Source organism: Shewanella khirikhana (assembly GCF_003957745.1).
GTDB lineage: Bacteria > Pseudomonadota > Gammaproteobacteria > Enterobacterales > Shewanellaceae > Shewanella > Shewanella khirikhana.
In genome coordinates this window covers 4095001-4113503 of the sequence record NZ_CP020373.1, presented here as the reverse complement: position 1 = coordinate 4113503, position 18503 = coordinate 4095001, and the positions used below count along the sequence as shown (strand labels likewise).

Below are 18503 nucleotides of genomic sequence, written 5' to 3'. Positions count from 1 at the left end.
AAGGTATACTTTCGCAAGCTTTTTGTACTGTGACTTTTTACGGCATTTTGTTGTCCGGTCACCGAAACAAAAAGTCCGAATGCGGAGAATGAGAATTGAGCAAGGTTTTGGCGCGTCGTGGCCGGTGGTCTGCCTATAAATTGGTGTTGATGCAGGCGGCGGTGGCCGGGGGTGCATCGGTTCTCTTCTTCGTCGTATGGGGAGCGCAATACGGTATATCGGCTTTGGCCGGTACGCTGATAGCTGTGCTCCCTAATTTTGTATTCGCAACCCTCGCTTTTTCCCATTCGGGAGCAAGTGCATCAGGGAAGGTACTGAAAACCTTCTACTGGGGGGAAGCGGTAAAGTTGCTGTTAACCATTGCGCTGTTTTCGCTGGTGTTTATCAAACTTAAGGTCGTCTTTATGCCGCTTTTTGTTTGTTATTCCCTGGCACTGCTGGTGCACTGGACAGCGCCTTTATACTTCAAGCAAAAGTAAAGTGGGATGAATCATGGCTGCAACTGGTGAAGCGTTAACACCGCAGGGCTATATCCAGCATCACCTGACCAACCTTTCCGTTGGTGAAGGATTCTGGACATGGCATATTGATTCGTTGCTCTTTTCGGTTGGTCTTGGTGTTTTGTTTCTGTGGGTTTTCCGCAGCGTTGGCAAAAAGGCAACGACTGGCGTTCCCGGCAAGCTTCAGTGCTTCGTCGAGATGATCGTTGAGTTCGTTGACAACAGCGTGAAAGAAACCTTCCACGGTCGCAATGCCCTGATCGCTCCTCTCGCTCTGACCATCTTCGTTTGGGTTTTCATGATGAACTTCATGGACATGGTGCCAGTTGACTGGCTGCCACACACTGCAGCTCTGCTGGGTGTGCCTTACCTGAAAGTGGTTCCGACGACTGACCTGAACATCACCTTCAGCCTCGCGCTGGGTGTGTTCTTGCTGATTATCTACTACAGCATCAAGGTCAAGGGAGTGTCTGGTTTTGTGAAGGAACTGACACTGCAGCCCTTTAACCACTGGGCAATGATACCCGTCAACCTCCTGCTGGAATCAGTTACCCTGATCGCCAAGCCAATCTCATTGGCTCTGCGTCTATTCGGTAACCTGTATGCGGGTGAGTTGATCTTCATCCTTATTGCGCTGATGTATGGTGCCAACTGGCTGATCGCCTCCCTGGGTGTGACCCTGCAACTGGGCTGGTTGATTTTCCACATTCTGGTTATCACGCTGCAAGCGTTTATCTTCATGATGCTGACTATTGTTTACCTCAGCATGGCTCATGAAGATCATTAAGGATTGCTGAAGAAATTTTTTAACTAAATCATCAACTAATTTAGATTTAGATACTGGAGATACAGATGGAAACTATTCTGGGCTTTACTGCAATCGCTGTTGCTCTGCTGATTGGTATGGGTGCACTGGGTACCGCTATCGGTTTCGGTCTTCTGGGCGGCAAGTTCCTGGAAGGCGCTGCTCGTCAACCAGAAATGGCTCCTATGCTGCAGGTTAAGATGTTCATCGTGGCTGGTCTGCTCGACGCCGTAACCATGATCGGTGTGGGTATTGCTCTGTACATGCTGTTCACCAACCCACTGGGCGCAATGCTGTAATAAAACCGCTTCTGTCTTAACTCATAATAGGAGGCTGTTGTGAATATCAACGCTACCCTAATCGGTCAGACGGTCGCCTTTATTATCTTCGTGTGGTTCTGCATGAAGTATGTATGGCCCCCTTTGATGAATGCCATCGAAGAGCGCCAGAAGAGGATTGCTGACGGTCTTGCCAATGCTGACCGCGCGGCAAAAGACCTGGAGCTCGCTCAGGCCAAGGCCACCGAGCAGCTCAAAGAAGCCAAAGCTACAGCCAATGAAATCATCGAGTCTGCCAATAAGCGCAAGGCTCAGATCGTTGAAGAAGCAAAAGCCGAGGCTGATGCTGAGCGTGCACGTATCATCGCTCAGGGTAAAGCTGAAATTGAAGCTGAACGCAATCGCGTGAAAGAGGAACTGCGCAAGCAGGTTGCAACTCTGGCCCTTGTGGGTGCTGAGAAGATCCTCGAACGTTCGATTGATGCAGCCGCACACAGTGACATAGTTGAAAAGCTTGTCGCTGAAATTTGATAAGGGAGAAGGGGTATGGCTGAGTTAACCACCATTGCTCGCCCTTATGCAAAGGCAGCTTTTGATTTTGCCGTTGAAAAACAGGCCGTGGATAGCTGGGCAGAGATGCTCGGTTTTGCCGCACTGGTGACTGAAAATGAAACCATGCGTCCACTGCTCGCTGGCTCTATGGCCAGCAGCGCGCTCGCCAAACTCTTTATTGATGTTTGTGGTGAGCAGCTCAACGAGCACGGTCAAAACCTGATCAAGGTGATGGCTGAAAACGGTCGTTTGGAAGTACTGCCTGCTGTGACTCAGCTGTTTGCTGAGTACCGTCTGGAATGGGCCAAGGAAGTTGAAGCTGAAGTGGTATCTGCCACTGAGCTTTCCGAAGCACAACAACAGCAGATTAGTGTTTCCCTTGAGAAACGTCTCGCACGCAAAGTTAAGCTGAATTGCAGCGTGGATGCCGGCCTGATCGCCGGTGTAATTATCAAGGCAGGGGACCTCGTGATCGATGGTTCCGTCAGCGGCAAACTTGCCCGTCTGTCTGATAAGCTGCAATCGTAATTGGGAGTTTGAGCATGCAACTGAATTCCACTGAAATCAGCGATCTGATTAAGCAGCGGATCGAGCAGTTCGACGTAGTCAGCGAAGCCCGTAACGAAGGTACTATCGTTGCGGTGAGCGATGGCATCATCCGCGTACACGGCCTGGCCGATGTAATGCAGGGTGAAATGATCGAACTGCCAGGTAACCGTTATGCAATCGCGTTGAACCTCGAGCGCGATTCCGTAGGTGCCGTAGTAATGGGGCCTTACGCCGATCTGGCTGAGGGCGTAAAAGTTAAAACCACTGGCCGTATTCTGGAAGTTCCAGTTGGCCGCGGCCTGCTGGGCCGTGTGGTTAACACTCTGGGTGAGCCTATCGACGGCAAAGGCCCCGTCAACAATGACGGTTTCGCGCCTGTTGAAATGATCGCTCCTGGTGTAATTGACCGTAAGTCAGTTTCCCAGCCTGTACAGACTGGTTATAAAGCCGTTGACTCCATGATCCCAATCGGTCGTGGCCAGCGTGAGCTGATCATCGGTGACCGTCAGACTGGTAAGACTGCGATGGCTATCGACGCCATCATCAACCAGCGCGATTCCGGCATCAAGTGTGTGTACGTTGCAGTAGGCCAGAAGGCTTCTACCATCGCCAACGTAGTGCGCAAGCTGGAAGAGCACGGTGCTCTGGCCAACACCATTGTAGTGGTAGCTTCTGCTTCTGAAGCCGCTGCCCTGCAGTTCCTGGCGCCATACTCTGGTTGTACCATGGGTGAATACTTCCGTGACCGCGGTGAAGATGCCCTGATCGTATACGATGACCTGTCTAAGCAGGCCGTTGCTTACCGTCAGATCTCCCTGCTGCTGCGTCGTCCACCAGGACGTGAAGCTTACCCAGGTGACGTATTCTATTTGCACTCTCGTCTGCTGGAACGTGCTTCCCGCGTGAACGAAGAGTACGTTGAGAAGTTCACCGCCGGTGCTGTGACTGGTAAGACTGGTTCTTTGACCGCTCTGCCTATCATTGAAACTCAGGCTGGTGACGTATCAGCGTTCGTACCGACCAACGTAATTTCTATTACCGATGGTCAGATCTTCCTGGAAACCAACCTGTTTAACTCTGGCCTGCGTCCAGCGGTTAACCCAGGTATCTCGGTATCCCGTGTAGGTGGTGCCGCCCAGACCAAGATCATCAAGAAACTGTCCGGTGGTATCCGTACCGCGCTGGCACAGTATCGTGAGCTTGCTGCGTTCTCTCAGTTTGCATCTGACCTTGACGATGCAACTCGTGCTCAGCTGGAGCACGGTGAGCGTGTTACCGAACTGATGAAGCAGAAGCAATATGCCCCAATGAGCGTAGCCGAACAGGCCGTAGTGATCTTCGCTGCGGAAAAAGGCTTCCTGAAGGGTATTGCTCTGAAGAAGATCGGTGACTTCGAAGCCGCTCTGCTCGCATTCATGAACTCCGAGCACGCTGAGCTGATGAAGCTTATCAACGATACCGGCGACTACAATGCCGAAATCGAAGCTGAGCTGAAAGCTGGTCTCGACAAGTTCGTGGCAACCCAAACCTGGTAAAAATCGTCGAGGTGTCTTAAGGCACCTCAGGTCCAGATTGGAGAGTAGAGATGGCCGGCGCAAAAGAGATTAAAACCAAGATCGCGAGTGTGAAAAACACTCAGAAGATCACGTCCGCCATGGAAATGGTGGCAGCCAGCAAAATGCGCAGAGCGCAGGACCGCATGACTGCCAGCCGTCCATACGCGGAAAGCATGCGTAAGGTGATCGGTCACGTTGCCCAGGGTTCTCTTGAATACAAACACCCCTATTTAGAGGTGAGAGAAGCCAAGCGGGTCGGCTACATCGTTGTAGCGTCTGACCGCGGCCTTTGTGGTGGTCTGAACGTCAACCTGTTCAAAAAGGTTGTGTCAGACGTGAAAAGCTGGAAAGAGCAAGGCGTTGAGGTAGAGTTCTGCCCCATCGGTGCCCGCTCTGTACAGTTCTTCAAAGCTTTTGGCGGTCAGGTGTCAGCCCACGCCTCAGGCCTCGGTGATGCTCCAAAGCTCACTGACCTGATCGGGACTGTACGCGTGATGCTGCAGGCTTACAACGAAGGCAAACTGGATCGTCTGTATGTGGTATTCAACAAGTTTGTGAACACCATGACCCAGACGCCCGTGATCGAGCAGCTGCTGCCTTTGCCTAAATCCGATGATGATGAGATTGCTCATCACTGGGACTACATCTACGAGCAGGATCCGAAAGACCTTCTGGATACTCTGCTGGTGCGTTATGTGGAGTCTCAGGTGTATCAGGGTGTTGTGGAAAACATCGCGTCTGAACAGGCCGCCCGTATGGTGGCAATGAAGGCTGCGACTGACAACGCCGGTACGCTGATCGATGACCTGCAACTGGTATACAACAAGGCCCGTCAGGCTGCGATTACGCAGGAACTGTCGGAAATTGTTTCCGGTGCCGCAGCGGTTTAAGGCTTAGGTAACGAATACAAGTTTTAGAGGATTAATCATGAGCACAGGTACTGTTGTCCAAGTAATTGGCGCGGTTGTGGACGTTGAGTTTCCACAGCAATCCGTACCTCAGGTATATGACGCTCTGAAGATCACAGGTGAAGGTACCTGTAACGGTCTGGTGCTGGAAGTTCAGCAGCAGCTCGGTGGCGGTGTGGTTCGTACCATCGCCATGGGTTCTTCTGACGGTCTGCGTCGTGGTATCGAGGTTGAAAACACTGGTTCCGCTATTGCCGTTCCTGTTGGTAAGGCCACTCTGGGCCGTATCATGAACGTGCTGGGCGAGCCTGTGGATGAAGCGGGTCCTATCGGTGAAGATGAGCGTTATGTAATTCACCGTGAAGCTCCTTCCTATGAAGAGCAGTCAAACACTACTGAACTGCTGGAAACCGGTATCAAGGTAATCGACCTGGTTTGTCCATTCGCCAAGGGTGGTAAAGTAGGTCTGTTCGGTGGTGCGGGCGTTGGTAAGACAGTTAACATGATGGAACTGATCAACAACATCGCCAAGGCCCACTCTGGTCTGTCTGTATTCGCCGGTGTAGGTGAGCGTACCCGTGAAGGTAACGACTTCTACTACGAAATGCAGGAATCAGGCGTACTGGACAAGGTAGCCATGGTGTACGGTCAGATGAACGAACCACCAGGAAACCGTCTGCGTGTAGCTCTGACCGGTCTGACCATGGCTGAGAAGTTCCGTGACGAGGGTAAAGACGTACTGTTGTTCGTAGACAACATCTACCGTTACACCCTGGCCGGTACCGAAGTATCAGCACTGCTGGGTCGTATGCCATCAGCCGTAGGTTATCAGCCTACTCTGGCTGAAGAGATGGGTGTACTCCAGGAGCGTATTACTTCTACCAAGACTGGTTCTATTACCTCCGTACAGGCGGTATACGTACCAGCGGACGACTTGACCGACCCAAGCCCTGCCACCACCTTCGCCCACTTGGATGCGACCGTGGTACTGTCTCGTCAAATCGCTTCTCTGGGTATCTACCCAGCGGTTGACCCACTGGATTCCACCTCTCGTCAGCTGGATCCACTGGTAGTTGGCCAAGAGCACTATGACGTGGCTAACGGCGTTCAAAACGTTCTGCAGCGCTACAAAGAGCTGAAAGACATCATCGCGATTCTGGGTATGGACGAACTGTCAGACGACGACAAGATGACAGTATCCCGTGCCCGTAAGATTGAGCGTTTCCTGTCTCAGCCGTTCCACGTAGCGGAAGTATTTACCGGTTCTCCTGGTAAGTACGTGCCTCTGAAAGACACTATCCGTGGCTTCAAGGGCATTCTGGAAGGTGAGTTCGACCACATTCCAGAGCAAGCGTTCTACATGGTTGGCTCTGTCGACGAAGCCGTTGAGAAAGCCAACAAGAAGTAATTCGGGCCCTGCCTGAGTCTTAAATGGAGAACGCTATGGCCATGACAGTACATCTTGATATCGTAAGTGCAGAAACTCGCATTTTTTCCGGTCTGGTAGAACACCTGCAAGTGACCGGTGGCGAGGGTGAACTGGGCATCATGCCTGGCCACGCCCCTCTGCTGACTTTTATCAAACCTGGCATGGTGCGCATCGTTAAGCAGCACGGTAAAGAAGAGGTTTTCTACCTGTCCGGCGGTTTGCTGGAAGTACAAGCCAATTCTGTGTCTGTGCTGGCTGATGTGGCTTTGCGTGCCGAAGACATTGATGAGCAGGCGGCTCTGGAAGCCAAACGTCGCGCCGAGGCCCATATGGCCGAAGCCGGTGCCGATTTCAACTATGCCGCGGCAGCCATCGAGCTGGCCAAGGCCGTAGCTCAGCTGCGTGTGGTTGAAACCATCAAGAAAAACATTGCCAGATAAGGTGAATGTGTCCCAAAAAAGGCGCCCCAGGGCGCCTTTTTTATTGGGCTAAAATAGCCAGTCCTCTTCTGCACGGCGGTGAATTTTAGGCGGCCATCGGGTACACTTGCGCCAGATAAAAGATAAGGGACCTCCTATGTCGCTCAATGTTGTCATTCTCGCCGCCGGAAAAGGCACCCGCATGCGCTCAGACCTGCCCAAGGTACTGCACAGCGTCGCCCACAAACCCATGGTTCAGCACGTGATAGACACGGCACGTGAACTCAGTGCCGATAACATCAATCTGGTGTATGGCTATGGCGGCGAACTGCTGAAAGCAAAGCTGGGCGAGCAGCCGCTGAACTTTGTGTTGCAGGCCGAGCAGCTGGGTACCGGCCATGCGGTGGCGCAGGCGATTGACCACATCAATGACGAGGACACAGTGCTGGTGCTCTACGGCGACGTGCCGCTGACCCGCAAAGAAACCCTCGAAGCCTTGCTGGCTGCCCGCCAACCCGATGGCGTGGCCGTGCTGACGGTGCATCTTAACAACCCCACAGGCTATGGCCGCATGGTGCGCGAAGGTGGCAAAGTCGTTGGCATCATAGAGCAGAAAGATGCCAGCCCGGAGCAGCTCAAGATTAACGAAATCAACAGCGGCATCATGGCGCTGCCGGGCAAGCGGCTCAAGAGCTGGCTTGGCCGCCTCGAGAACAACAACGCCCAGGGCGAGTTTTACCTTACCGACGTGATAGCCATGGCCCACGCCGACGGTGTGGCAATTGATACCGCCCATCCCGCCAATCCCATCGAGACCGAAGGCGCCAACAACCGGGTGCAGCTGGCGGCACTTGAGCGTGCCTATCAGGCGCGCCGCGCCGAAGAGCTGATGCTTAATGGCGCCAACCTGCGTGACCCGGCCCGTATCGACATTCGCGGCGACGTGACTGTGGGCATGGACGTGATGATCGATGTGAACGTGATTTTTGAAGGCACGGTCAAGCTTGGCAATAACGTTACCATTGGTGCCGGTGCCATCCTTATCGACTGTGAGATTGCCGATAACGCCGAAATTAAGCCGTACAGCATTATCGAAGGTGCCAAGCTCGGTGATAGCGCCAGTGCTGGTCCATTCGCCCGTCTGCGCCCCGGCGCTGAGCTGCACAAAGATGCGCATATAGGCAACTTCGTTGAAATGAAAAAAGCCTTGCTGGGTGAAGGCTCCAAGGCCGGGCATCTGGCGTATCTTGGTGATGCTGAGATTGGTAAGGGCGTTAACATAGGCGCGGGCACCATCACCTGTAACTACGATGGTGCCAACAAGCACCTGACCGTGATTGAAGATGATGTGTTTGTCGGCAGCGATACCCAGCTGGTGGCACCTGTGGTGATCCGTAAGGGGGCGACCTTGGGCGCTGGCTCCACCATCACCCGCGAAGTGGGCGAAAATGAGTTGGTGATCACCCGCGTTAAGCAGCGCCATATTCAGGGCTGGCAACGTCCGGTGAAAAAGCCAAAGTAAAAGTTTTGGCTTAGTCAAAGGCGGCGCATTTGCGCCGCTTTTTCGTTTCTGAGGAACCTTTTGTGATCCCCATCACCTGCAATTGTAAATTACCGTAAAGAAAATCAAATAAGAACTATTCTCAATTATAGTGCTGCCGGTTTCGTAAGACTTTTTGACAGAGTTGGTAAAGAGGTAGGCATGTCACTCAAATTCTCCACCCTGAGCCTGGCCGTCGTGGCCGCGCTGCAATCCCCGTTGGCACTGGCCAATGAGGTATCAAATGGCAACATCGAGCGCATCGAAGTTAAAGGCCGCAGCTTCAACGAATATAAGGTTGGCGCAGCCAATGGCGCCATGCGCGGCGACATGTCCCTGCTGGAGACTCCCCAGTCGGTGAGCGTGATCCCGGACTTCGTGACCGATGAGCAGCTGGCCACAAACCTGGCCGAAGTGCTGGTGAATGACTCCTCCATTACCGCTGGCAGTCAGCGTTGGAACCGTCAGGTGTTTTCATTGCGGGGTTTCGAGCTGGACTCAGGCTCTGGTTACCTCGCCAACGGTCATCAGCTGTTTGCCCATTATGTATTGCCGATTGAAATCTTAAGTCAGGTGGAAGTGCTCAAGGGGCCTTCTTCCATGCTCTATGGTCAGTCTGGCCCCGGTGGCCTGGTGAACATGGTCACCAAGAAGCCCACTTACGACAACCTGTTCGAACTCGGTTTTGATACCGACGATTCAGGCTCGACCCGTTTCCAACTGGATGCCGGTGGCGCCATCAACGAGGCCGAAACCTTAAGATACCGCGCCGTGGGCGTGAAGCAGGACACCGAATACTGGCGCAGTTACTCGCCACTGGCGGGCGAGGCTGCCGAGCAGCAGGAGCGTGACCGCTGGCTTGGCTTTGTGGCTGTCGATTACGACATCAGCGATAACCTGCTGCTGTCGCTGCGCTACGACCGCACCGAAGACAAAACCGGCATCGATGTGGGCGGCTGGCTCGATAAAAGCGGTAACCTGATTGGTGGCCGTGAGCAAATCTGGGACATGCCCTGGGCCTTTACCGATAACAGCATTACCAACCTCGGCGCCGACATTGCCTGGCAGCTGAGCGACAACTGGAACCTGAAGCTTGGCTATAACGACCAGCAGTTCAACCGTCGTCGCTTCGATTCGTTGCCAACCTATAACGAAAACGCCATGACCGAAGGCTACAAGATCAGCCCCTTTGACCGTTTCGATGATTGGAGCCACAAGACGGCTTATGTGGATCTGAACGGCCAGTTTGAGCTGGCAGGTATGGAGCATAAGTTGCTGCTGGGTGCCAACAAGCTCGATTACGGTTATGCCCAGCTGCGGGTCAAGGGGAAAAGCCAAACCGTGATGCCCGGCGTGGCAGCCACCCGTCCGGATATCGACTATCACGACGATGACAGCTGGTACACCAGCGAATACGAGTTCTACGGTGTGTACCTGCAAGACCTTATCAGCATCAACGATCACTGGAAGGTGTTGGCCGGAGTACGTTTCGATGAGCAAAAAGAACAGAGTGGCAACGACAATGCACTGTCACCCAAGTTTGGGGTGATCTGGCAGCCGCAGCAGGATCTGAGCCTCTACGCCAACTACTCAAAGAGTTTTGTGCCTCAGGGTTCGGTAAATAATGAGAATGACCTGAGCGATAAGATGGAGCTCGATCCCGAGTTTGGTACCCAGTATGAACTCGGCGCCAAGTGGGAGCTGATGAATGGCGGCCTGCTGCTGACCGGCGCTCTGTTCGACATCGAAATCGACAACCGGGTGGTGGTGCATACCCTCGACACTCCGGTGGGCAGCGCGACCCAGCAAACCCGTCAGGACGGCGTTCAGCACCACAAGGGCTTTGAGCTGGGCGCTCAGGGTCAGGTGAGTGACAGTCTGTTCGTGACCGCCTCGATGATGTATCTGGATGCTCAGTACAAAACCGCCGATGCACTCAATGGCAAAACGCCTATCGATGCCCCCGAGTGGTCGGCCAATATCTGGAGTCGTTACGAGCTGACCGATAACTTTGCCATGAACTTCGGTGCCGTCTATGTGGGCGAGCGCTTTGCCGATACCCAAAACAGCATCAGTAAAGACGGTTACCTGCGTTTCGATATGGGGGCCGCCTACACCTTCCATATCGGTGGCAGTGAGTTCGATGTGCGTGCCAACGTGCGCAACCTGTTCGACACCGATTACCTCGATGGCGGCAATTACCAGATGGTCACCATAGGTCAGGAGCGCAACTTTAACCTGGCATTGAACGCCCGCTTCTAAGTCGTTCCGCTTTTTCATCAGGGCAGCCGTTTGGCTGCCTTTTTCGTTGCTTAAATTTCATTCTTGGTAAATTTGTTTCGTTTCTATATAATCTATCTTTCGAATCGAAAGTTAAGTTGAACGTAACGGATGACCAAACGCAACACTCAGCAGCGCCGCCGCAGCATTATCGAACTTCTGAATACCCAGGGTGAGGTGAATGTCGACCAGTTGGCGAGCGAGTTTGCCACCTCTGAGGTGACCATTCGCAAGGATTTGGCCGAGCTGGAAAAGGCCGGGCTGCTGTTTCGCCGTTATGGCGGTGCCATCCCACTGCCGCAGGAGCTGAATGCTCAGGCGGTGGCCATCTCCCCGGTGAAGCTCGCCATTGCCAAAGAGGCCGCCGGGCTTATCCGCGACCATAACCGCATCATCATCGACTATGGCAGCACCACTCTGGGGCTTATCCCCGAGCTTGCCCATCGTCGCGGGCTGGTGGTGATGACCAATTCGCTGCAGCTGGCCAATGCCATTCGCGAATTGGAGCAGGAACCGACCCTGCTGATGACCGGCGGCACCTGGGATCCGCACTCTGAAAGCTTTCAGGGGCTGGTGGCTGAGCAGGTGCTGCGTTCTTACGACTTCGATCAACTGTTTATTGGTGCCGATGGCATAGACCTCAGCCGCGGCACCACCACCTTCAACGAACTCGTTGGCCTGTCACGTGTGATGGCCGAAGTGTCGCGGGAGGTGATTGTCATGCTGGAGTCCGACAAGATAGGCCGGCGCATTCCCAATCTCGAACTGCCCTGGAGCCAGGTCAGCTGTGTGGTCACAGACAACAGATTGCCCAAAGAGGCAGTGGCCACTATCGAGTCCTACGGAGTGAAGGTGTATCTGGCAGACGTTCAGTAACCGTTATTTAGACCTTACGGAAAATACAAGCATGTGTGGAATCGTTGGCGCCGTGGCGCAAAGGGATGTGGCCGAAATTTTGCTCGAGGGCCTGCGTCGTCTGGAATATCGTGGTTATGACTCGGCCGGTATGGCCATCATCAACCACAGTGAAATGAACCGTACCCGCCGCGTAGGCAAGGTGCAGGAGCTGGCCGATGCACTGGCCGAAGCGCCGCTTGCCGGTGGTACCGGCATCGCCCACACCCGCTGGGCCACCCATGGTGAGCCAAGCGAGCGCAATGCCCACCCGCACCAGTCCGAGGGCGATATCGCCGTGGTGCACAATGGCATTATCGAAAACCACGCCAAGCTGCGTGAGCGCTTAAAGGGCCTGGGTTATCAGTTCAATTCCGACACCGATACCGAAGTGATTTGCCACCTGGTGCACCATGAACTCAAGAGCCACGACACCCTGCTGGCCGCTGTGCAGGCCACGGTGAAGCAGCTCGAAGGCGCTTACGGCACTGTGGTGATTGACCGCCGTGACGCCGAGCGCATGGTTGTCGCCCGCAGTGGCAGCCCGCTGGTGATTGGCTTTGGTTTGGGCGAAAACTTTGTGGCTTCCGATCAACTGGCACTGCTGCCGGTAACCCGCACTTTTGCCTTCCTCGAAGAAGGGGATGTGGCCGAAGTGATGCGCCGCAGCGTGCGTATCTTCGATGTAAACGGCAATGAAGTTGAGCGCGAAGCCAAAGAGTCAGAAGTAACCCACGATGCCGGCGATAAGGGCGAGTACCGCCACTATATGCTCAAGGAAATCTATGAGCAGCCACGGGCGCTGGCGCGCACCCTCGAAGGCCGTATCGCCAATATGCAGGTGCAGGACAGCGCCTTCGGCGACAAGGCCGCCGAGCTTTTGAAAGATATCAAGCACGTGCAAATCATCGCCTGTGGTACCAGCTACCATGCGGGCATGACTGCCCGTTACTGGCTGGAGCAGTGGGCCGGCGTGTCGTGCAACGTGGAAATCGCCTCCGAGTTTCGCTATCGCAAGTCGCACCTGTTCCCCAACAGCCTGCTGGTGACCATTTCCCAGTCCGGCGAGACCGCCGATACCCTGGCGGCGCTGCGTCTGGCGAAAGAGATGGGCTATCAGGCTACCCTGACCATCTGTAACGTGCCCGGCTCGTCACTGGTGCGTGAATCCGATATGGCTTACATGATGAAAGCCGGTGCTGAAATCGGCGTGGCTTCGACCAAGGCTTTTACCGTGCAGCTGGCGGGTCTGTTGATGCTTACCGCCGTGATTGGCCGCAACAATGGCATGTCTGCTGAGCTGCAATCATCTTTAACCCAAAGCCTGCAATCACTGCCGGCCAAGGTTGAGCAGGCGCTGGGTCTGGATGATGCCATTGCTTCACTGGCCGAAGACTTCGCCGACAAGCACCATGCGCTGTTCCTCGGCCGTGGCGATCAGTACCCCATCGCCATGGAAGGAGCGCTCAAGCTTAAGGAAATCTCCTACATCCACGCCGAAGCCTACGCTTCCGGCGAGCTCAAGCACGGCCCGCTGGCGCTGATTGATGCCGATATGCCGGTGATTGTGGTGGCGCCCAATAACGAGCTTTTGGAAAAATTAAAGTCGAACGTGGAAGAAGTGCGCGCCCGCGGCGGTCTTATGTATGTGTTTGCCGACAAAGACGCTGAATTTGCCTCGGATGAAACCATGAAAGTGATCCCGGTGCCGCATTGTGATGAGTTTATGGCACCGCTCATCTACACCATTCCGCTGCAGCTGCTGTCGTACCACGTGGCCCTGATCAAGGGTACCGACGTCGACCAGCCACGCAACCTGGCAAAGTCAGTGACTGTCGAATAACCAAGTTGTATGTCGAGTATTGCCTCCCCTCGGGGAGGCTTTTTTGTTTATTTCGGGGTGCAGTTTTCAATGGCTAGCTTTGCCAGTGCAGGTTTGTCGGCATTATCTGCTAGCGCAATTAGTTTATTTTGTTGCTCCAAACACTGGGTCTGATTTGCATAAATAGCTGATAATTTTACGGCTTCCGTTAAATGTTGGGAGGCAACACCGGTCGAAAACACTTTACCCACGTTTAAACTGGCATTGTCTTTCGCACCGCCACTTTCTGAACTAAAACTGCCGTATGTCGACATGGCATCTGTACGAGGCGTTTGCAGTAGGCTCACCATATCAATGAAGTCCTTCTCGGATTTGGCTAACTGTGCTTGCTTTAAGATGACATCTTGTTCGGCATTTTGGGTGGCGGGATCCGCTATTCCTTTGGATGATGCCAAAGAATCTCTGTTATTAACTGCTTGTGTAAGGTCTTGTTTGCTTTTAAGCAAGTTGTCGAATTTGGCTTTTGAGCCAGGAACTTGCTCCAGCGTTTGCATTATTGTTTGCTTGCCGTAAGTTGCTTCCAATTTATCAATTGTTGTTTGCCCTTCTTTTGAAACAGCCACGGGTACGTAGGCAGCATCCACAGATTTAACGCCGAGATTGATTGATACACCTTGTGCATCGTTGGCATTGGCGCTTACATCCACGCCGACAATGACTTTTGATGAATACACTAAGGGAGCCTGTTGCAATGGCGTGCAGGCCGTTATCAGCGTCAAAGCTGCAAAGGTTACCAGGGTTGATCTAATTGTCATTTTGAGTCCCTCCATGGGATGCGATACAGATGTTATCTAACGATTGTTGATGCCGTTGCAGCAAAGACAGGAGCAATTCCAATTGCTCCGGATCTTCAAGCCACAGCACTACATGGCACTTGGCGTCTATGGGAACTGAGGCAAGTTGTTCACTTACCCATCCCAAGGTGGTGCCAGTGGGTGTCGAGATAAATCCCAGTCCTTTAGTCTCCACCAATGCGATAGCTCCTATATTGGGAGTCACATTGATGATGGGGAAGCCAAAATAGCGCTCAACACTGACAGTGTTGTCGTCGTAAATCTTGATAGATGTGCAGGCGCTCAGCAGCATCAGCGATACTGATGCTGTTATATACCTGAGGGAAACAGAAAGCGTGCGCGCCAAACCAACCTCCATGTTATTCACACGGAGCTGTCGCTTGTTTCGACTGCAAAGGTCAAATCCATTTCTTTGCAAATGTGAAACATTGGGCTGTGTGAATGTTCTTCACTCAATTGTTAGTTGTATTAGAGATGAATTAACATTCAACTTAAGGTTGATAAGCTATTGGTGGTAATAAGTTTAGTTGGTTTGATATGGCATTGATCTGGCTTACGCCTCAATCAAAAGTACGGACTTTTTTGCTTCAATCCGCTTCCATACCTTTTCGTGGAAGTAAAACACCACTGTGTTGATGGTGGGCTCTATCAGGGCCACAGCACCTCCAACGACAACGCTGCCGGTGAGCAGATAGGTGATGCTGAAGGCCACACCAAAGTGCAGCATGGCAAAGGTCATGGTCTTTAACATAGTGGTTTCCCCCATAGATGAATTAATTTAAATGATAATGGTTATCACTTGCAAGTAAAGTTAAATTGTTCAATTGGGGTAAACGAGCGGGTCGATTAAAACAAAAGACGCAGCGTGGGGCTGCGTCTTGGATGGGATGCTTGGCTGCTATCAGTAGTGCCAGGGGAACTTGCTGTAATCCTGATCGCGCTTTTCCAGGAAGGCATCGCGACCTTCCTGGGCCTCATCGGTGCCGTAGGCCAGGCGGGTTGCTTCACCGGCAAACAGTTGCTGGCCGACCAAGCCGTCATCGGGCAGGTTAAAGCCGTATTTAAGCATGCGCATGGCGGTGGGCGACTTGGAGTTAATCTCTTTGGCCCAGCGCAGTGCTTCCACTTCAAGCTCGGCATGGGGAATGCTGCGATTGACCATACCCATGGCTACCGCTTCATCGGCACTGTAGTTAAAGCCGAGGAAGAAGATTTCCCGCGCCCGCTTTTGCCCCACCATCTTGGCCAGATAAGCGCTGCCGTAGCCGGAGTCGAAGCTGGCCACATCCGGATCCGTTTGTTTGAATACGGCATGTTCTTTGGACGCTAAAGTGAGGTCGCACACCACGTGCAAACTGTGGCCGCCGCCCACGGCCCAGCCCGGCACCACGGCAATGACCACTTTTGGCATAAAGCGGATAAGCCGCTGCACTTCGAGAATGTGCAGTCTGCCCATGCGCGCCACATCTGCACTGCCAGGCTCGGCGCCTTCGTACTTGTAGCCGTCTTTACCACGAATACGCTGATCACCGCCGGAGGAAAACGAATACTGGCCTTTGGCGGACGGGCCATTACCGGTGAGCAGTACGCAGCCTACGTCTGACCATTGGCGGGCATGGTCCAGGGCGGTGTAAAGCTCATCCACGGTTTTGGGGCGGAAGGCATTCAGGCAGTCGGGACGGTTGAAGGCGATACGTACAGTGCCCTGATCTTTGGCTCTGTGGTAGGTAATGTCTTCGAATGCAAAACCGGGTACTTCTGTCCAGAGATCTGGATCAAAATTATCAGAAACTTTTTGGGTCATGACTGAGCCTGCCTGTGTTCAGATTAGTTGCCACAGGCTAGGCTCAAGTCAGTTTTGGGTCAATGCTTTAAGGAAAAAGCTATGGGATGGGCGACAAAAATTATCAGAGGTTGTCGCAAATAAACTGCAGGTTTTCTTTATCAAAAACCGGGTGAGTGGCATTGGCGCTGCCGCAGTATTCGGTTTTGAAATCGATCACACTGTTTTTATCGGTCAGTACAGCATCAAATTCTGAAAGCTCGGCAGAGGACAGGCGCTCGCCTATCTCAGCCTTGAGTTTCTGCAATCTGCCGTCAACCCTGATGATCTGGGTACCGGTCAACGAATCGAGCTTTCGCTCGATTTTTTTCAGCACCGCCTGGGTTTCGGCGATAGGCTCATCAAGCTTGTCGGTTTCGGTATACAGGTAATATAAGCCACCTGCGAGGGCTGCCAGGATAATCCATCCTCTCATCTTTTGGTCCAATCGAGTGAATGTGCACTATAAATATGGCTATAATAAGCCACTTTTCGAGCAATATTAAAGCAGTAATAAAGGCTGTCAGATGAACGCAGATTCGAATAACAAGGACTACTCGAAAGCCGAGCGGATCAAAATCCACCAACCGGATGCCGGTAAGGCGGACCGATTCAACCCGCGAAACCGTATATATGTCCGCGCCGTGGATGGTTTGTGGAGTAAACTGCGCCGCCGCATGGGTTGGGTGGCTATGTTGTTCTTCCTTATCTTGCCCTGGCTCCCATGGGGTGATAGGCAAGCCGTTTGGTTCAACCTGGCCGAACAGAAATTTCATATTTTCGGTTTGACCATCTGGCCTCAGGATCTGACGTTGCTGGCGGCGCTGTTTATGATTGCCGCCTTTGGTCTGTTCTTTGTGACTACCTACCTTGGCCGGGTCTGGTGCGGCTATACCTGTCCGCAAACCGTGTGGACCTTTATCTTTATCTGGTTTGAAGAAAAACTCGAAGGCCCGCGCAACAAGCGGATCAAAATGGACCAGATGCCATGGAACTTCGATAAGACCTGGCGCAAAACCGCCAAGCATGCCAGCTGGCTGCTGATATCCTTCCTCACCGCCACCACGTTTGTTTCCTATTTTGTGCCAACCCGCGAGCTCTATCTCGATGTGCTGACACTCAATGCCAGCGGTGGCGTCTACTTCTGGGTCATCTTCTTTACCTTCGCCACTTACGGTAATGCTGGTTGGATGCGGGAAATCATGTGTATCCACATGTGCCCTTACGCCCGCTTCCAGGCAGCCATGTTCGACAAGAACACCTTTATTGTGGGTTATGACGCGGCCCGAGGCGAAACCCGTGGTCCACGTTCACGTAAAGCTGACCCTAAAGAAATGGGACTGGGCGACTGTATCGACTGTGACCTCTGTGTGCAGGTGTGCCCAACCGGTATCGATATCCGTAATGGCATGCAGTATGAGTGTATTAACTGCGGCGCCTGTATCGATGCCTGCGATCAGACCATGGACCGTATGGGTTACGCCAAAGGCCTTATCAGTTACACCACAGAAAATAAGCTTGAGGGTAAGCAGGAAAAAGTCATGCGGCCCAAGCTGGTGGGCTACGGTGTGGTGCTCACCGCCATGGTGCTGGTATTCGTTGGCCTGGTAGCGACCATCTCGCCACTGCGTATTGATGTTATCCGCGACCGTAATGCGCTTTACCGTCAGGATAGTCGTGGCCTGATTGAAAACACCTTTACCCTGAAGATCCTTAACAAGACAGAAGTGAGCCACGTTTATCGTCTGTCGGTAGAAGGCTTGCCAAACTACCGCTGGATTGGTGAGCAGACTGTTTCGGTCAACGCCGGTGAAGTGCTCACCCTGCCCGTCAGTGTGGCCGTGGACCCGGTGGAGTTGAAACGGCCCATTACCAAAATCAATATCCGGGTAGTGGCAGAAGACGTTCCTGAAGTCGAAGCCGTGCAGGAAACCCGTTTCTTCGGGCCTTAACCAGGTTCGCCAAAAGGTGCCAACAGGCACCAGGGCATGCAACCAACACACAAAAAAGGGGCGAAATGCCCCTTTTTTGTGCTTTTAGTTCGCAAAATAAACGAACGCGATAAAAACCGAAGTTTTCTTCAAAAAAGCCCTTGCGCAAAAGTTTGGTGTCCCTATAATGCGCATCCACTGACACGGCAAGCGGCGCTAAGCGTAGCGGGTTGTGAAGGGAGTTGAGATGAGCGAAAGCGAGTTTCAACGGCGCGAAAAGAAAGTTTGCAAAAACTGCTTGACGCGAAAGCAGGAAAGCGTAGAATACGCAGCCCTGACCCGGTGAGCCAAGCGCGACCGGATG

General features: G+C 53.1%; 19 protein-coding genes. 14 read left to right on the top strand and 5 right to left on the bottom strand.

From position 1 onward, the window contains the following. Positions 1-95: 95 nt before the first annotated feature. The 13 genes from STH12_RS18085 to glmS all read left to right on the top strand — a co-directional run bounded on the left by STH12_RS18085 (position 96) and on the right by glmS (position 13553). Complete coding sequence (locus STH12_RS18085; RefSeq protein ID WP_126168847.1) at positions 96-479, top strand: ATP synthase subunit I; 384 nt, start codon at positions 96-98, stop codon at positions 477-479. 13 nt (positions 480-492) lie between these two features. Continuing rightward, positions 493-1287 carry a F0F1 ATP synthase subunit A gene (atpB, locus tag STH12_RS18080; RefSeq protein ID WP_126168846.1) on the top strand — a complete coding sequence of 265 codons (795 nt, stop codon included), beginning with the start codon at positions 493-495 and terminating at the stop codon, positions 1285-1287. A 65-nt stretch (positions 1288-1352) separates the two neighbouring features. Continuing rightward, on the top strand, positions 1353-1604 hold the full coding sequence (gene atpE, locus STH12_RS18075; protein WP_011761755.1) for a F0F1 ATP synthase subunit C: 252 nt from the start codon (positions 1353-1355) through the stop codon (positions 1602-1604). Between the two features lie 39 nt (positions 1605-1643). Then, positions 1644-2114 (top strand): F0F1 ATP synthase subunit B, encoded by a 471-nt coding sequence (gene atpF / locus STH12_RS18070; protein ID WP_126168845.1) that lies wholly within the window; start codon positions 1644-1646, stop codon positions 2112-2114. A 15-nt stretch (positions 2115-2129) separates the two neighbouring features. Beyond that, complete coding sequence (atpH, locus tag STH12_RS18065; protein ID WP_126168844.1) at positions 2130-2663, top strand: F0F1 ATP synthase subunit delta; 534 nt, start codon at positions 2130-2132, stop codon at positions 2661-2663. 14 nt (positions 2664-2677) lie between these two features. Beyond that, complete coding sequence (gene atpA / locus STH12_RS18060; protein WP_126168843.1) at positions 2678-4219, top strand: F0F1 ATP synthase subunit alpha; 1542 nt, start codon at positions 2678-2680, stop codon at positions 4217-4219. Positions 4220-4269: 50 nt separating this feature from the next. Then, a complete protein-coding gene (gene atpG, locus STH12_RS18055) occupies positions 4270-5130 on the top strand; it encodes a F0F1 ATP synthase subunit gamma (RefSeq protein ID WP_126168842.1) in 861 nt (286 codons plus the stop codon). A 37-nt stretch (positions 5131-5167) separates the two neighbouring features. After that, positions 5168-6556, top strand: coding sequence for a F0F1 ATP synthase subunit beta (gene atpD / locus STH12_RS18050; protein ID WP_126168841.1), 1389 nt, complete (start codon positions 5168-5170; stop codon positions 6554-6556). Positions 6557-6591: 35 nt separating this feature from the next. After that, positions 6592-7017 (top strand): F0F1 ATP synthase subunit epsilon, encoded by a 426-nt coding sequence (locus tag STH12_RS18045; RefSeq protein ID WP_126168840.1) that lies wholly within the window; start codon positions 6592-6594, stop codon positions 7015-7017. Between the two features lie 136 nt (positions 7018-7153). After that, on the top strand, positions 7154-8518 hold the full coding sequence (gene glmU / locus STH12_RS18040; RefSeq protein WP_126168839.1) for a bifunctional UDP-N-acetylglucosamine diphosphorylase/glucosamine-1-phosphate N-acetyltransferase GlmU: 1365 nt from the start codon (positions 7154-7156) through the stop codon (positions 8516-8518). 180 nt (positions 8519-8698) lie between these two features. Further along, the gene (locus STH12_RS18035; protein ID WP_126168838.1) at positions 8699-10798 is read left to right on the top strand and encodes a TonB-dependent siderophore receptor; all 2100 of its coding nucleotides are present in this window, start codon (positions 8699-8701) and stop codon (positions 10796-10798) included. A gap of 129 nt (positions 10799-10927) precedes the next feature. Further along, positions 10928-11692 (top strand): DeoR/GlpR family DNA-binding transcription regulator, encoded by a 765-nt coding sequence (locus STH12_RS18030; RefSeq protein ID WP_126168837.1) that lies wholly within the window; start codon positions 10928-10930, stop codon positions 11690-11692. A gap of 31 nt (positions 11693-11723) precedes the next feature. After that, positions 11724-13553 carry a glutamine--fructose-6-phosphate transaminase (isomerizing) gene (gene glmS, locus STH12_RS18025; RefSeq protein WP_126168836.1) on the top strand — a complete coding sequence of 610 codons (1830 nt, stop codon included), beginning with the start codon at positions 11724-11726 and terminating at the stop codon, positions 13551-13553. Between the two features lie 47 nt (positions 13554-13600). On the opposite strand, the gene STH12_RS18020 is transcribed toward glmS, so the two are convergent. From STH12_RS18020 to STH12_RS18000, 5 genes are all read right to left on the bottom strand, one after another. Beyond that, positions 13601-14347, bottom strand: a complete 747-nt coding sequence (locus tag STH12_RS18020; protein ID WP_126168835.1) for a hypothetical protein — start codon at positions 14345-14347, stop codon at positions 13601-13603. Then, positions 14337-14732, bottom strand: coding sequence for a hypothetical protein (locus STH12_RS18015; RefSeq protein WP_126168834.1), 396 nt, complete (start codon positions 14730-14732; stop codon positions 14337-14339). Before STH12_RS18015 ends, STH12_RS18020 begins: the two co-directional genes overlap by 11 nt. A 207-nt stretch (positions 14733-14939) precedes the next feature. Next, positions 14940-15137 carry a DUF2061 domain-containing protein gene (locus STH12_RS18010; RefSeq protein ID WP_126168833.1) on the bottom strand — a complete coding sequence of 66 codons (198 nt, stop codon included), beginning with the start codon at positions 15135-15137 and terminating at the stop codon, positions 14940-14942. Positions 15138-15287: 150 nt separating this feature from the next. Next, a complete protein-coding gene (locus STH12_RS18005) occupies positions 15288-16190 on the bottom strand; it encodes a 1,4-dihydroxy-2-naphthoyl-CoA synthase (protein WP_126168832.1) in 903 nt (300 codons plus the stop codon). 103 nt (positions 16191-16293) lie between these two features. Then, positions 16294-16644, bottom strand: a complete 351-nt coding sequence (locus STH12_RS18000; protein WP_126168831.1) for a hypothetical protein — start codon at positions 16642-16644, stop codon at positions 16294-16296. A 91-nt stretch (positions 16645-16735) separates the two neighbouring features. On the opposite strand from STH12_RS18000, the gene ccoG reads away from it, so the two are divergent. After that, positions 16736-18160: a cytochrome c oxidase accessory protein CcoG gene (gene ccoG / locus STH12_RS17995; RefSeq protein WP_126168830.1), complete on the top strand. Its 1425-nt coding sequence runs from the start codon at positions 16736-16738 to the stop codon at positions 18158-18160. Positions 18161-18503 lie beyond the last annotated feature (343 nt).

Bases quoted from the DNA above. Each gene is read 5' to 3' on its own strand.
- atpD (WP_126168841.1), top strand. From the start codon at position 5,168: ATGAGCACAGGTACTGTTGTCCAAGTAATTGGCGCGGTTGTGGACGTT.
- ccoG (WP_126168830.1), top strand. From the start codon at position 16,736: ATGAACGCAGATTCGAATAACAAGGACTACTCGAAAGCCGAGCGGATC.
- atpG (WP_126168842.1), top strand. From the start codon at position 4,270: ATGGCCGGCGCAAAAGAGATTAAAACCAAGATCGCGAGTGTGAAAAAC.
- atpE (WP_011761755.1), top strand. From the start codon at position 1,353: ATGGAAACTATTCTGGGCTTTACTGCAATCGCTGTTGCTCTGCTGATT.
- STH12_RS18000 (WP_126168831.1), bottom strand. From the start codon at position 16,644: ATGAGAGGATGGATTATCCTGGCAGCCCTCGCAGGTGGCTTATATTAC.
- STH12_RS18045 (WP_126168840.1), top strand. From the start codon at position 6,592: ATGGCCATGACAGTACATCTTGATATCGTAAGTGCAGAAACTCGCATT.
- STH12_RS18005 (WP_126168832.1), bottom strand. From the start codon at position 16,190: ATGACCCAAAAAGTTTCTGATAATTTTGATCCAGATCTCTGGACAGAA.
- STH12_RS18030 (WP_126168837.1), top strand. From the start codon at position 10,928: ATGACCAAACGCAACACTCAGCAGCGCCGCCGCAGCATTATCGAACTT.
- atpA (WP_126168843.1), top strand. From the start codon at position 2,678: ATGCAACTGAATTCCACTGAAATCAGCGATCTGATTAAGCAGCGGATC.
- glmU (WP_126168839.1), top strand. From the start codon at position 7,154: ATGTCGCTCAATGTTGTCATTCTCGCCGCCGGAAAAGGCACCCGCATG.
- STH12_RS18010 (WP_126168833.1), bottom strand. From the start codon at position 15,137: ATGTTAAAGACCATGACCTTTGCCATGCTGCACTTTGGTGTGGCCTTC.
- glmS (WP_126168836.1), top strand. From the start codon at position 11,724: ATGTGTGGAATCGTTGGCGCCGTGGCGCAAAGGGATGTGGCCGAAATT.
- STH12_RS18035 (WP_126168838.1), top strand. From the start codon at position 8,699: ATGTCACTCAAATTCTCCACCCTGAGCCTGGCCGTCGTGGCCGCGCTG.
- atpB (WP_126168846.1), top strand. From the start codon at position 493: ATGGCTGCAACTGGTGAAGCGTTAACACCGCAGGGCTATATCCAGCAT.
- STH12_RS18020 (WP_126168835.1), bottom strand. From the start codon at position 14,347: ATGACAATTAGATCAACCCTGGTAACCTTTGCAGCTTTGACGCTGATA.
- atpH (WP_126168844.1), top strand. From the start codon at position 2,130: ATGGCTGAGTTAACCACCATTGCTCGCCCTTATGCAAAGGCAGCTTTT.